The organism is Nocardia sp. Tas62D01 (genome assembly GCF_055232035.1).
The window spans coordinates 8,364,283-8,377,104 of sequence record NZ_JBUYUZ010000001.1; the positions used below are offsets into that span (position 1 = coordinate 8,364,283).

14 protein-coding genes and 2 pseudogenes are annotated in these 12,822 nt (G+C 66.1%); 11 read left to right on the forward strand and 5 right to left on the reverse strand.

Annotation, left to right across the window (positions count from 1 at the left end; translation table 11 throughout):
- Window position 1: 1 nt before the first annotated feature.
- Window positions 2-805 carry an alpha/beta fold hydrolase gene (locus ACV7NQ_RS40390; protein WP_463364311.1) on the reverse strand — a complete coding sequence of 268 codons (804 nt, stop codon included), beginning with the start codon at window positions 803-805 and terminating at the stop codon, window positions 2-4.
- 93 nt (window positions 806-898) lie between these two features.
- Between ACV7NQ_RS40390 and ACV7NQ_RS40395 the strand changes: the two genes are divergently transcribed.
- Window positions 899-1,348: a MarR family winged helix-turn-helix transcriptional regulator gene (locus tag ACV7NQ_RS40395; protein WP_463364312.1), complete on the forward strand. Its 450-nt coding sequence runs from the start codon at window positions 899-901 to the stop codon at window positions 1,346-1,348.
- A 137-nt stretch (window positions 1,349-1,485) separates the two neighbouring features.
- Here ACV7NQ_RS40395 and ACV7NQ_RS40400 read toward each other — a convergent pair whose 3' ends face one another.
- Window positions 1,486-1,704 carry a hypothetical protein gene (locus tag ACV7NQ_RS40400; protein ID WP_463364313.1) on the reverse strand — a complete coding sequence of 73 codons (219 nt, stop codon included), beginning with the start codon at window positions 1,702-1,704 and terminating at the stop codon, window positions 1,486-1,488.
- 396 nt (window positions 1,705-2,100) lie between these two features.
- Here ACV7NQ_RS40400 and ACV7NQ_RS40405 point away from each other — a divergent pair, with 396 nt between their 5' ends.
- Window positions 2,101-2,919, forward strand: coding sequence for a hypothetical protein (locus ACV7NQ_RS40405; protein ID WP_463364314.1), 819 nt, complete (start codon window positions 2,101-2,103; stop codon window positions 2,917-2,919).
- Between the two features lie 76 nt (window positions 2,920-2,995).
- On the opposite strand, the gene ACV7NQ_RS40410 is transcribed toward ACV7NQ_RS40405, so the two are convergent.
- A complete protein-coding gene (locus tag ACV7NQ_RS40410) occupies window positions 2,996-4,264 on the reverse strand; it encodes a hypothetical protein (protein ID WP_463364315.1) in 1,269 nt (422 codons plus the stop codon).
- A 348-nt stretch (window positions 4,265-4,612) separates the two neighbouring features.
- Here ACV7NQ_RS40410 and ACV7NQ_RS40415 point away from each other — a divergent pair.
- The 6 genes and pseudogenes from ACV7NQ_RS40415 to ACV7NQ_RS40440 form a co-directional block, all read left to right on the forward strand.
- A pseudogene (locus ACV7NQ_RS40415) lies at window positions 4,613-4,735 on the forward strand (phytanoyl-CoA dioxygenase family protein); the annotation flags it as partial.
- A gap of 235 nt (window positions 4,736-4,970) precedes the next feature.
- The gene (locus tag ACV7NQ_RS40420) at window positions 4,971-5,738 is read left to right on the forward strand and encodes a hypothetical protein (RefSeq protein ID WP_463364316.1); all 768 of its coding nucleotides are present in this window, start codon (window positions 4,971-4,973) and stop codon (window positions 5,736-5,738) included.
- A gap of 328 nt (window positions 5,739-6,066) precedes the next feature.
- Entirely contained in the window at window positions 6,067-6,408 is a 342-nt protein-coding gene (locus ACV7NQ_RS40425; RefSeq protein ID WP_463364317.1) for a hypothetical protein, read from the forward strand.
- A 434-nt stretch (window positions 6,409-6,842) separates the two neighbouring features.
- Window positions 6,843-7,586: a tyrosine-type recombinase/integrase gene (locus tag ACV7NQ_RS40430; RefSeq protein ID WP_463364318.1), complete on the forward strand. Its 744-nt coding sequence runs from the start codon at window positions 6,843-6,845 to the stop codon at window positions 7,584-7,586.
- Window positions 7,583-8,158 carry a DUF6262 family protein gene (locus tag ACV7NQ_RS40435; protein ID WP_463364319.1) on the forward strand — a complete coding sequence of 192 codons (576 nt, stop codon included), beginning with the start codon at window positions 7,583-7,585 and terminating at the stop codon, window positions 8,156-8,158. The genes ACV7NQ_RS40430 and ACV7NQ_RS40435 overlap by 4 nt, the downstream gene beginning before the upstream one ends.
- A 19-nt stretch (window positions 8,159-8,177) precedes the next feature.
- Window positions 8,178-8,532 (forward strand): annotated as a pseudogene (locus tag ACV7NQ_RS40440) (Rossmann-fold NAD(P)-binding domain-containing protein); the annotation flags it as partial.
- A 161-nt stretch (window positions 8,533-8,693) separates the two neighbouring features.
- Here the strand turns inward: ACV7NQ_RS40440 and ACV7NQ_RS40445 are convergent.
- On the reverse strand, window positions 8,694-9,449 hold the full coding sequence (locus tag ACV7NQ_RS40445) for an alpha/beta fold hydrolase (RefSeq protein WP_463364320.1): 756 nt from the start codon (window positions 9,447-9,449) through the stop codon (window positions 8,694-8,696).
- Between the two features lie 101 nt (window positions 9,450-9,550).
- Here ACV7NQ_RS40445 and ACV7NQ_RS40450 point away from each other — a divergent pair, with 101 nt between their 5' ends.
- The gene (locus ACV7NQ_RS40450; RefSeq protein ID WP_463364321.1) at window positions 9,551-9,937 is read left to right on the forward strand and encodes a winged helix-turn-helix transcriptional regulator; all 387 of its coding nucleotides are present in this window, start codon (window positions 9,551-9,553) and stop codon (window positions 9,935-9,937) included.
- 648 nt (window positions 9,938-10,585) lie between these two features.
- Here the strand turns inward: ACV7NQ_RS40450 and ACV7NQ_RS40455 are convergent.
- On the reverse strand, window positions 10,586-11,530 hold the full coding sequence (locus ACV7NQ_RS40455; protein ID WP_463364322.1) for an aldo/keto reductase: 945 nt from the start codon (window positions 11,528-11,530) through the stop codon (window positions 10,586-10,588).
- An 89-nt stretch (window positions 11,531-11,619) separates the two neighbouring features.
- Here ACV7NQ_RS40455 and ACV7NQ_RS40460 point away from each other — a divergent pair, with 89 nt between their 5' ends.
- Both ACV7NQ_RS40460 and ACV7NQ_RS40465 read left to right on the forward strand, forming a co-directional pair.
- Window positions 11,620-12,231 carry a TetR/AcrR family transcriptional regulator gene (locus ACV7NQ_RS40460; RefSeq protein ID WP_463364323.1) on the forward strand — a complete coding sequence of 204 codons (612 nt, stop codon included), beginning with the start codon at window positions 11,620-11,622 and terminating at the stop codon, window positions 12,229-12,231.
- 282 nt (window positions 12,232-12,513) lie between these two features.
- Entirely contained in the window at window positions 12,514-12,735 is a 222-nt protein-coding gene (locus tag ACV7NQ_RS40465) for a hypothetical protein (protein ID WP_463364324.1), read from the forward strand.
- Window positions 12,736-12,822 lie beyond the last annotated feature (87 nt).

Here is a 12,822-nt window from a genome sequence, read left to right on the forward strand (position 1 = left end):
CCTAGGTAGTCGTGGTGGTGTGCTTGTCTGTGAACTCCCGCACGGCCGTGAGGAGCAGGTGCGGTGCCTCGATCTGGGGAAGGTGTCCGGTGGCGGTGAGCAGCTGGAACCGGGCGGTGGGGATCGCGTCGGCGTAGGCGCGGCCGTAGTCGGGGTCGACAATCCGATCGCAGTCGCCCCACAGCACGAGGGCCGGCACTGCGATGCCGTGCAGGCGGGGCAACAGGGTCGGATCGACCATCGACGGTGTCCCGCCGTAGATGGCCAGCGCGGCTCGGTTGCCTGCCATGACGGCCTGCAGTTCGGCAGGCATGGTGGACGGGTCGATGCCGAAGGTATCCGGATCGTAGAAGCTCAGTTGCGCGACCTGATCCATGGTGAGACCGAAGAAGTCGGCAACGGGATGATCTGCGACCTCGATCCCGACGGCATCGACGAGCGCGATGCGGCTGAGGCGGGGGGAGCCGAGCAGGGCCATCTCGGCGGCGATCCAGCCTCCGATGGAGTTGCCGATGACGGTGACGTCGGTCAGGCCGAGCTCGTCGAGCAGTGCGACGTAGAGCGCGGCGAGTCCACGGATGGTGGTCAGCGACGATGGGCGCGGTGTGCCGGCGAAGCCGGGATGGATGGGGACGAGGACCCGGGTGCGCTCGGTTGCGGACAGAAGCTCGGCGAAGCTCTCCACCGTCGATGGACCGCCGCCGCCGTGTAGCAGCAGCGTGGGACGTCCTTCGCCGCGTTCGGTGAAGGCGACCTGCACCGAACCGCGATTCTCGATGGTCAGGGTGTGTGTTGTGGCGGTCATGCCAGCTCTCTTTCGATCAGCCGATTGAATATAAACGAGCTTATCTCAACATATTTAGTTAAGCAACCTGATTCGATTGGGTACACTCGACGGGTGACCAGGACGCCCCAGGAGATCGGATTGTCGGTGAAGCGCCTGCAGGCACGGCACCACCGCACGGCCAACGCGCGATTGGCGCCCTTAGAGATCAGCCTCGTGCAATGGGATGCGCTGCGGCATCTGCACATGAATCCCGAAGCGAGCCAACATACCCTGGCTCAGCTGACATTCCAGACCGATCAGGCCTTCGGGGCGCTCGCCACACGGATGATCGAACGTGGCCTCATCGAACGAGTTCCCGGCCCAGGGCGTGCGATCCGGCATCGCCTCACCGCCAAGGGCGAACGGCTCCGCGAAGCCGGCGACCGGATCCTCGGCGAAGTCCTCGCCGACTCGTTCGCGCCTCTGACACCCGCTCAACTGGGAACCTTCGACCAACTGCTGTGCCGTCTGCTCGACGCGAACGAACCGACAACAGCCGACGCAGATCAGCCGGCGGAGTGAGCCTGGCCTCTCAGCGGCACGGGTTCGACAACGAGATCAAGCATGTTTCCGAGGGTGAAGTGGTTCACCCTTACGCCCGTGAGCAGCTCCTCGCTGAGGAAGGCGTAGATGTCTGCGTAGCCCGCCGGCCGGGTTCCTCACTGGCCAGTACCCGTGGCTCGAGTTCCGGGGCCGAGACTATTGGCGCCGAAGACCTCGCGGGAAACGCGTGCTCGACGGGCGACGTTGGACTTGGTGATCGGCTGTCGGGTGTCTTCGAGGAGTTCGCCCAGCGCAACCCGGACGGCGTTCTTCTTCTGCTGGCTGCGGTCCTTGTTGTAGCGCGCCAGGGCGCCGGTCGCTGCGTCGCTGCTCATGCGCTGGGCATCTCCTTCAGGTGTGCGCGCCGGTCGATCCGTCTGGGCGAAGATGCTCGGCGGTGACACGATGCCCGACTGGCTGCCGTGTTCCTGCTCGCGACCCTGGCCGCGCGCCGCCCTGACCTGCTGGCCGACGTCGAGCCGACTGCGTGGGCTTCGTGGGCCTCGGTGATCACCGTGATGCCGCCCTACAGGAGCGAGGAGAGAGCGTCTGCGCGACCTCGATCCCGAGCGCTTGTCCAACACCTCACTCGCCGCGCTGACCGGCATGCTGCTCGACGAGCTACCCTTGCTGAGGATCCTGCACAAAGCGACGACTTCACTGAGAGCACCCCGGAGTCCACGGCTCGCCGGCTGCGCACGCATCTGCTGCAGTCGATGGCCGGTCGCGCCATGGCCTCTCACCTGGCCACCCTCGGGCACAGCCGCCCGGCAACAGACCTCGAGCAGATCCGGCACCTGTTGCAGGAGGCGCGCACTCGTGAGGCGCTTGCGAACTGGCGGCCCTTGCAGCCGGGCACGCTCATCAACTTGCTGGCCAGTGGGGACGCCCGGCTGGTCCGCGACAGCGCCGGACTGCTCACAGTTCTGCTCGAACAGCTCGATCAGATCCAACACGACGTCCGCGGGCGCGCCGCCTTTCCAAGCCTGTGGGACGGCGAACCCGGCACCAAGGACGCCTCGCCGAAGGGCGAGGACACCATCTCCGACTGGTTGGCGGAGCAGCTTCGCTTGCGGCTGCGACCTCACGTCGTCGTAGATCGAGAGATACAGGTGACTCGCCCCAACGCCACCAACGTCGGCACCCGCATCGACATCACGGCCACTTCCGGAGGCATTGACCTTGGACGGGTGGTCTTTGAAGCCAAGCGGGTCAACAACCGCGAACTGCTGACCGCGATCGACGATCAACTCGTCGGCCAGTACATGGAACCCGCCGCGCTCACCCACGGCATCTATATCGTCTACTGGACCACTCCCGGACTGAGGCCGTCGTCATGGCACAAGAAGCATCCGGACGCGGATGCACTGGCCGAGGAGCTGCGCGAACACGCGCGGCGTCATCTCCCGAACAAGCACATCTCGGCATACCCGTTATCAAGGAGCAGTCACCATCGTCGGCCCGCCTACGCCATTGAAGACAATCACGCCCTCGCCGGTAATGCCGAATTGCGGATGCTTGGCACCGGGTCCGGCCACGACTCTGGATAATCTACGCGACTGGTGACCAGTTGAAATCCGATTGCCCGGCATGCCGGGGCCCAGGGGTTTCACGTTGAGCTTTCCATCATTCGGAGAGGCCCACTGTGTCGATAGTCGTTTGTCCCGCTTGGTAGTTGAGACCGTCGAGGTAGGATCCCGATTCCGCGAGAAACTCCAGACCGTAGGCCCGAACGCTGAACCGAACGGCATCGGATGAGGCGGCACCGCTTGGAGCATCGGTAGTAACGGACATCGGAACAGGCAGCGCCAAGAACTGGGTGAGGAATGGAAACGACTCGGTCAGCTCCCATATCGCCCTGGCGCGTTCGGCGCCGTGATCGTGCTCTCGTACGCAACTCAACGTCCAGCCGCTGAACTGTGAATTGTTGTCATCCTGGGAGCGAGCCAACAGCAATGCCGGAGTCGTCTCGTTCACGCACTCGCCGACCCTGACCGTCTGGTCATCGGCGGGAAACCGCAGCCAGTCATCGGATGCCCCCAACGAGCTCAGTATTTGTCGCTGCTGCCACTGCTCCCGCAGCGTGTTGTCGACCTGCTCGGACCACCGGTCGCCTGCGATGCGTTCTTCGAGGCCGACCAGTCCATCGGGGCGGTCGATCAACCGCAACGTCCGCGCACCACACCTAATGGTTTGTCCAGCGGCAAAGCGGAACCCGTCTTGGGAGATACGCCGTTGGACATCGTCCAGCACCCAGCCTATCCACTGGCCCGCTGCTTGCGCCGCGACCGGATCGTTGACTCGGGCAACGACATCTGGCAGCTCCACCAACTTACCCGCCCCGGTCCGCCATTGCCCGGCGTCGAATTGCAGCAGCGCGCCGCGGGCCCAGGGGATTTTGCCGGTGTTCTCAGGGAACTGCATCAACTCGCCGGAGTTCAATGCCCGGCCCTGGTAGGAGGCATTGGCCCAGATGGGCTTACCTGGCGACTGTGGAGGTCGGAAAAGGACCCGCGCGCCTCTGGGCAGCCGCAGAAATTGCGCCGCGGCCGCGCAGGCCGCCACAACGTCGGACAGTGCGACGTACGTCAACTTCTGGTGGTCGTGTTCGGTGCCGCAGAGCACGCGCCAACCCGAGTGCCCCTGCCTCTCGCTATCGACGTTGCGGTCGAGGATGAGCACCTCGGATTCCATCGCGCAAGGTTGGACGGTGGCGAGCTGGATTTCGTACACCCTGTCTTCGCCCATCGGCAGACCAAGCCTGCTGCAGGCGCTCATCTGTTCCAGATCCTCGGTGAGCGCCCGATCGACCTGGTCCTTCCACTGTCCCGGCGCAGTCTGCTCTTCGATCCCGAGCGTTTCGTCGTCGCGGGCAACGATTCGCAGCAACCGCATACCCAGCGGAATCTTGCGTCTAGGCTCGAACCAGCTTCCGCCCAGCACCGCCTTTTCCAGAGATTTCAACAACGTGAGAAGAGGTGCCACGATCGATGGTGATCCGGCTATCGTCGCCGTGAACTCCGCATGCCCCTTCTCGACACACCTCGTCGTACGGATTCTCATCATGTCACCGGCTCCTCATCCCTCTTGCCGACGATCCTGTCACAGCGCCGAGCCCAGTCACATCGTCGTTACTGGGAACAACTGTGGTCGCACGCAGCACAGCCCTCCACTGACGAAAAGGGGCTTTGATGCTTCCCGAATGAGCGGTAATTCCTCGTCGACTTCGCCAGCGTTCCAGTACTGGCCGTGACCGCCCAGTACAGCGAACCCTGGCTGCGACCCCAGGAGGCCTTCACCCGCTCCACCAGCCGCGACTGCGCCCGCACCGTATCCGAAGACATTCGCCACATGCTCGGCTACAGCTCCGGATCGGGCGGATTTACTCCTCGACCCCCGAGCAGAGCGCGCGCCGGGCCGCTCAATGGCTCAACGACTCAGGCCTCGGCGACCCCAAGGTCTTCCTCTGGGCGGCCGCGCTCCTCGCGGACGTCGCCCGAGAGTCGAACGCGGCAACTCCATCACCGTTCACGCCGGATCAGGTGGTGAGCCGGCGAGTAATCCGCATGCCCCAGAACCGACATCACGGCAGACTCCGACCATGACCGAGGTCCTCGCCTGCGAACTCATGACCCTGGGAACGAAGACATCCCGGCTCGGGGTCGACTGGACACAACGCCCCAGCCGCTACCTGACGATCGACGGCAAGCCCGCCTACCAGATCGCCTACTCTTGCGGCACCTGCGGGCTGGTCCTTCGCCGCCAACCCGGAACGACCGAGGGCACGCCGCCCCCAGAGGAGGTCCGCGACCGGCTCAACACCGGACTCGACACACTGGACTCCGAGGTCATCGGCGCCTTCTCGGCCCAGCTGCCCCATGGGGACTACCTCGTCATGCTGCTGGACGTCCAGCCGACGCTCGTCACACCCGGCTCAGCCGAGGACTACTTCACAGCCGAAGGCCCCCGCGCCTGGCGAAACGAAGAGTTCGAGTATCCACTCGACCCAGCCAACACCGCCTACTACCGGCTCGGCAGCAACCGCGTCAACGAACACGACGAACTGTTCCAGTTCGCCGTCCCCATCACCGACCCCGCACAGGCCGATCCGGCAACCACTGACCACTATGCCAGCGCTGCCGACGGCCACCCCACAGTCGTCGCCCTCGGGCTCCTTGACATCCAAGGACCCTGGTTCCGCCGCGAACGCCACTGGGGGCTGTTCCACTACCTCCTGGACGGACACCACAAGACAGCCGCCGCGGCAGGACGCACCGTCCGCCTGCTGACCTTCATCTCAGCCACCGAGTCCTTCGCCACCGAAGCGGAGCTCCTGCAGCTGCCAGAGACCCTCCAGACCGCGGAATAGTGCACGGGTTGAATAACACCCCTGCACCAGTAGCGCTGAACCTCCGCCACGGATGCATCAGCCGCGACGCCATGCTCGGGTTGATCTTCATGTCCGGTGAGCAGCTGAAATCCGGTGATCATCGGCGCGAGCGCGCGCCGCACGCTGGCCTGGCACATCGTCCGGCGTCCCGGCGGAACCATCGCTGGCGCAATGCAATACGGCCACGCTCACGATCAACTGATTCTCGGCTACGCCCGGGCGTGCCGATTCCGGCTTCGTCGATGAGATCGCCTTCGAACAGTTCCTGGTCCGCGCTGAAGCCATCCACGACGACCACCAGCGCCTCGTGCTCGGCGGTGAGCACGTTTCCGGCCCGGCCGCCGACGAATACCGCCGACGGTTCGCCGCCGGAAGCAAATACGCCAGGTTAGCCATCACCACGAAAGCTCAAGTCGCGCAAGCACTGTCGAATCCTGATCTGCAAATCCACCATGGTCTGCTACTGACCTGTGTCTATCGCCCAGCGACCGCGGCCTGCCGCGCATCCGAGGACACCGACAGCGGTCCGTCATGGTGGCGTTGCCGGATGACCTGCACCAACATCGCACGCACCGACCGCGACATCAACGAACTCCGTAACCATATCCGCAACCTCAGGGCCGGAGCTGGGCATCCCCGGGCTTCCTGAGCCGCTCCAGCAACGCATCCAGCAGCGGCTGCAGGCGCACGAACGAGCCATCACCGACCACGAGAGCGAACGACCACACCCCGAGGACGGAGCCGTGAAATGACCGAGGATCGACAGGCCCAGCTCGACGCCGAGCAGCACCAACTCCGCGAAGCGGCCCATCGGCTGCTCAAAGGAACACCCCACCGCAGCAGCGGCAAGCTCACCGTCGCCGGGCTCGCGACCGAGGCGAACATCGCCCGCCACCGGCTCTACGAGCACCACACCGAACTGATCGCCGAATTCAAGACCGCCGCTGGCTGCGGGCCGATCCCGGCGAGCGTTCAGGCTTTGCAACAGCAACTCGACGATGCCCTCGCCCGCGAGCAGAAGTTGATCGACACCAACGCAAGGCGATCAGCACGACGACCCTTCAAGCGCGCCACCGCGACTGGGTGGCCACGCTGCCGACGTTGCGAACCCGCGACGGAATCGAGTTCGACAAATCCCGGGTGGTTCCCTACGGATACCGCCATTCGTATGCCCAGAGACACGCGGCCGCTGGGGTTCCGATCGACGTGCTGGCCGAATTGCTCGATCACCGCGGCTATTCCATGACCCGCCGGTATTACCGCATCGGCGAGGACCGCCGCCGCGCCGCGGTCGACACCGTCACCGCGCTCAGTTTCGACCGGCACGGCAACCGGATCTGGCGCGACGCGCGGATGCTGCTGGAATCCGAACGCGCCCGCCACGCCGTCGGCGAGGTCGCCGTCCCCTACGGCACCTGCACCGAACCGACCAACGTCACAGCCGGCGGCGGCGCCTGCCCCGTCCGGTTCCGCTGCGCGGGCTGCGACCATTTCCGCACGAACATCGCCTACCTGCCCGACCTCCAGGCATACCTCGACGATCTGCTGCGCACCCGGGAACGACTGGCCGCCACCCTCGACGGAGTCGACGACTGGGCCCGTGCCGATGCCACCCCCACCCAGGAGGAAATCACCCGGATCAGACGGTTGATCAACCGGATCAAAAGCGACGTCGCCGACCTCGACGACACCGAACGAGCCCGCATCGACGACGCGGTCGCCATCGTGCGTCGTCACCGCGCCACCCACAGCGTCCCACTGGGCATGCCGATCCTCACCACCACACCCGCATCACCGACCACACCCGAATCGGAGACCAGCGCATGACCACCACCCCACCGAAATCCACACGCGCGCAACACACCATCAATACCCGGCCGATGTTCGACGGCCGCCGCGACGACTCGATGCGCCGCCGTCAACGCGTCCTGACGGTGCTCGACCGGGCCGCGGCCGACGGCGAGCAGATCAGCGCGTCCGCGATCGCTCGCGCGGCCGGAGTCGACCGCACCTTTCTCTACCGGCACCGCGACCTCCTGGAGAAAATCCATGCGCTGCAAGCAGATCCGGCCCCCATCACCGACACCGGGCCCGCGGTCACCCGCGCCTCGCTGCAGGCCGACCTGCTCGCCGCCCAGGAACGAGCCGCCCGGCTCAACACCCGCATCCAGCACCTCGAGAAACGCTTGTCCGAAGCGCTCGGTGAACAGACCTGGCGCGAGTCCGGGCTCGGCGCACCCACCGACATCGACGCCCTCCACCAGCGCATCAACGAGCTCGAACAGCAGAATCTCGACCTGCAGCAACAACTCGACGAACGCGACGACGACCTCGCCGCAGCTCGCGCCACCAACCGCGAACTCATGGCCCGACTCAACACACCAACCCGGCCACGATGACACTGTGAATGTCCCAGACAAGGGTGTCTCCGGCTACGTCGGCGACGGGTCCAGCCGCTGGCCCGCGGTGCACGTGCTGGACGCCGCGCACCTGTTCCGCCTCGCGGTCGAGCAGGCCCCGCAGGGATCGGTGCTGCACGCGGTCGGCGATGAGGGCGTGCCGATTCGCGACATCGCCGAGGTGATCGGCCGCCACCTGAACCTGCCGACGGCTTCCGTCCCGGTCGAGGATCTCGGTTTTCTGGGGCAGGTCTTCGCGGGCGACCAGCCTGCATCCAGCCTGCATCCAGCGCGCTGACCAGCGAGCTGCTCGGGTGGCGGCCGGTCCAGCCGGGCTCATCGAGGACCTGGACAAGCGCCACTACTTCGGTTGAGTACGCAGCGCCGAAGCCGGTGCTCGGCCGGCCTGATCGCCCTCGCATGACCAGATCATGGTGTGGCGCTCAGGAATTGAGGAAGTCGGCGAGCAATGGCACCAGTGTCGCCGGGCGGTCGAGGGGGATGATGTGGCCGCAGTCCTCGATCAAGTGCCCGGTCAGGGTGTCGGCGATGGGCCGGAGTTGGGTTTCGAGTGCGGTTCCGACCGGGTGGGATCCGATGGCCATCGTCGGCACGGTGAGCCGGGCGGTGTCGACTGCCCGCCGGATCTGCTCAGCGCTGGTGGGCATCGCCCGATAGTAGGAGAACGCGCACCGCAAGGAATCGGCGCCCGTGTAGGCGGCGGCGAAAGCGTCGCGGATTTCTGCGGGTATGCCGCGGCCCGGGTGCCGGTCGCCAGAAACCAGTCGAGGTAATCGGATTCGTGTCCGGCAAGGACCTGTTCGGCGAGACCCGGTACCGCGTGAAAGCCGAACCACCAGGGCGGGCCACCGGTCAGAAAGGTTTCGGCACCGGGCAGCGTGCCCAGCAGTGATTCCATGAGCACCAGCCGGTTGACTCGTTCGGGCCGCCGCATCGCCAGTAGGAACGCCGGCGGAGCACCGGCATCGATCGCGACGACGGAGGCGCTGGTTTCACCCAGGGCGTCGAGCAGCCCCTCGGCGTCGGCGGCAAGCGTGCCCGCGTCGTAGCCGTCCTGTGCTCGCGTGCTGGCGCCGAGGCCGCGCAGGTCCGGCGCGATCACTCGATGTCGTTGCGCGAGTGGGCCCATCACCTCGCGCCATAGCTGCCAGGTGTGTGGAAAGCCGTGCAGCAGCAGGACTACCGGTCCGGTGCCGGCGATCGCCACGTTCGCTTTGATCCCGTTGGTTGCCACCATCCGCACTGTGAGATCTGGCAGTTCGTGAGACATTCGATCCTCCGCTAGCCGGTTACCGATAGTTACTAGCTGACCGTAGGTAACCAGAGGTAGCCTGCCAAGACGGCACTTTCGATACAGGTGGTGAGCTCCAGGTGACTACCCGAACCAGCACAGGCCAGCGCGGGGATCTGTTCGCCCCCCGCTGCCCGACCCGACGGCTGCTCGATCGGCTCGGCACCAAATGGGTGTCCATGGTGGTGAAACTGCTCGCCGAGGCCGCGCCCGGCGAGGTGCGCTTCGCCGAACTGCAGCGTCGGATGCCCGGCGTATCGCAGAAGATGCTGTCGGTCACTCTGCAAAGCCTGTCCCGCGACGGGCTGGTCGCCCGCCGCGTTGAACCCACCGTTCCGCCGCGCGTGCACTATCGCCTTACCGATCTCGGGCTGTCCCTGGAAAATCCGCTGGCCGCACTGCGGGCGTGGGCGGAGGAGCACATGGCCGAGATCGACACCGCCGCGAACCGTGCGGATCGCGCGTGACCTCCTGCCGAACAGCGAATTCCGCGAAACGGCCCACCTGATCCGGCCGCGCGAGTGAAGACCGAGGAGCGCGATCGCCGCCTCGGCTGAGTCGGTACGGTCACGCGAGAAGGTCGCATCGTGTGCGAATCGAGGGAGGAATTGCAGGTCACCACGCCGCATCGGCATGTCGCAGCAGCACCAGCCCGCCGGTGACGACTATTCTCAGAGTCAGCTGATGGGCGGAATTCCCTTCACAGCCAACACAATTCCGGACAGCGACGCCCGGTGTTCGCATACCGTCGCGAGTTCGCATCCGATGCAATTGGCGGCGCTTGGTCCAGTGGCGAGAAAAGTCGCGCTTAGCGGTCTGGCTGATGTAGGCCGATCACATCGAGTGATGTCCGGCTCCGTTGGCGGCTGATGAAACGTGTCACGAGCGGCCGTGGTGGCGGCGGGAGCAATGGAGCTTGGAACTTGACCCGAGAATCCCGCGGCGTCCACATGAGCCGTCGCAGGGGCCGAGCGTTCATTTTCACACCCTGGAGCCGGAATGGCTTCGGACCGGGGTGTAGTGGTGGTTCAAGGTCTCGCTGGAGACCGCTGCGCTGACCTGGACCACCCTGCGGGCTTCCGGCTGGCTCCCAAGCGCACCCGCCGCGGACGCGCTCAGCCGAGTGTGACGTCGATGGACTGTGACTCGGTGGCGTCCAGCGCGGCCAGCGTGGCGCCGTCGAGCTCGATCGTTCCGGCGGCGATGTTCGCCTGCAGGTGTCCAGCGTCCGCGGTGCCCGGGATGAGCAGCATGTTCGGCGCGTGGTGGAGCAGCCAGGCGAGGCCGATTTGCGAGGGGGTGCAGCCGAGGGACTGCGCGGCGGCGGTGACGGCCGGGTTGTCGGCCACCTTCGGCATGCGGGGGAAGGCACCGCCGAGCGGGAAGAACGGTATCCAGGCGATCTGCTCTTCGGTGCAGAGCCGCAGCATCTCCTCCTCGCCGCGGAACACCAGGCTGTAGAGGTTTTGGACGCAGGCGATCCCGGCGGGAAGGGCTTGGCGCAGTCCGTCGAGGGTGATGCCGCTCAGGCCGATCGCGCCGATTTTGCCCTCGTCCCGTAGGGAGGTCATCACCGCGAGCTGGTCGTCGAGGTCGACCACCTGGTCGCCCTCGGCCTGCAGGCCTGGCCTGGTGTCCAAGCGGCGAAGGTTCACCACTGGGATCTGGTCGAGGCTGAGGGTCTCGAGGTTGTCCTCGACGCTCGCCCGCAGTTCCTCGGGCCGCTGGGCGGGGCGTAGCGGAACGGTGCCGCCTGGATTGGGATCGGCGCCGACCTTGCTGACGACCATGATGCCGTCCTCGGGGCGGAACGCGTCGCGGATGAGCCCGTTGACGAAACCGTCGCCGTAGAACTGGGCGGTGTCGACGTGGTCGACGCCGAGCTCCACCGCGCGGCGCAGGAGGGCGATCGCGGCGTCGCGGTCGGCGTGCCGGCGCTCCAACTGCATCGCGCCGTATCCGATGCGGGAAACCGTGCGGCCTCCGATCGTCCCGGCTCCTCCTGCGCGCGGGGCACCGGTGGCCGTGAGCTGGGGGGAGGGAGTGCTGGTCGAGGTCATGGGAGATTCCATCCTCATGAGACAATAAGAGAAGCGGAGGAACCTCCGCTTCATTGAACTATAGCACTTTTACCGGAGGCACCTCCGTTATGATTTCCGCCGACCCGACATCCCCAGGGACCGACCCCGGGAAGAAGTCGCGCACCCCCCGCGCCGACGCGCTGCGCAACCGGGACAGGCTCGTCCAGGCCGGCCGGGCCGCGTTCGCGGCCTCGGACGGCACCGTCCCGCTGGAAGGCATCGCCCGCGAGGCCGGCGTCGGCATCGGCACGCTGTACCGCCATTTCCCGACCCGCGAGGCATTGGTGGAGGCCGTGTACGCCGCCGAACTCGACGACGTCGCCGGCAGTGCTCCCGCCCTGCTCCAGGAGCTTCCGCCGGACGCGGCGCTCCGAGCTTGGATGGAGCGCTACGCCGCATTCATCGCGACGAAGCGCGGCATGGCCGACACACTCCGCACAGGCTGGGCCTCGGGACGGATCGCCACACCGGCCACCCGGGAACGCATCACCACCGCCATCGCCACGATCCTTGCCAGCGGAGCCGAAGCCGGCTCACTCCGCGCCGACGTCGAGCCGCAGGACATCACCGTGATGCTGCTGGGGATCTTCCTCGCCAGCACCGCCAGCAATACCTCCAAGCAGACCGGACGACTGATCGACCTCGTCATGGACGCACTGCGGCCGACAACGACCGGCTAACCCAGGCCCCGCCGGGAACCTGGAATCACCAGCCCCGGCGGCAGCCCGCCGGGAACATTGCGCGGCGGCCGTCGCACACCGCGACCTCACAAACGCATCTGTGAGAGTTCTGCGAGAGCGCTGGAAGCCGACCCGTTTCCGCAGGTGGCCGTTCGCAAAAGTCCCCTCAAAACCCACATGTTGTGCGAGGGCGTTCTGAGAGACTGCCGTCATGGATCTCACGCCCGATCAGGCCGCATTGGCGGTAGAACGTCACGACTGCCCGAACTCGGTGGCGCGGCGTTGACCGCCTTCCTCGTCGGTGGCGTGGCGGGAACGTTGTCGGGTGGTCGTCTCGCCGACCGGGTCGGAATCGTGCGCCCGTCCTCGGCGCGATCGCCGACAAACACGGCCCACAGGCAAGTCCCCACCACACTGTGCTTCATTCCTGCCGCCGCGATTGCTCTCGGGCTGCTGCTGCCCGAACCAGACGACGGGCAGAGCCAGGAGTCGGCGGAACGGTGAACTACTCCATACGAAATTGCTGAATGGCCGGTGGCTCGCCAAATGGAATGGCGAGCCACCGGCCGAAAGCACTGCCCGGCAGATGCC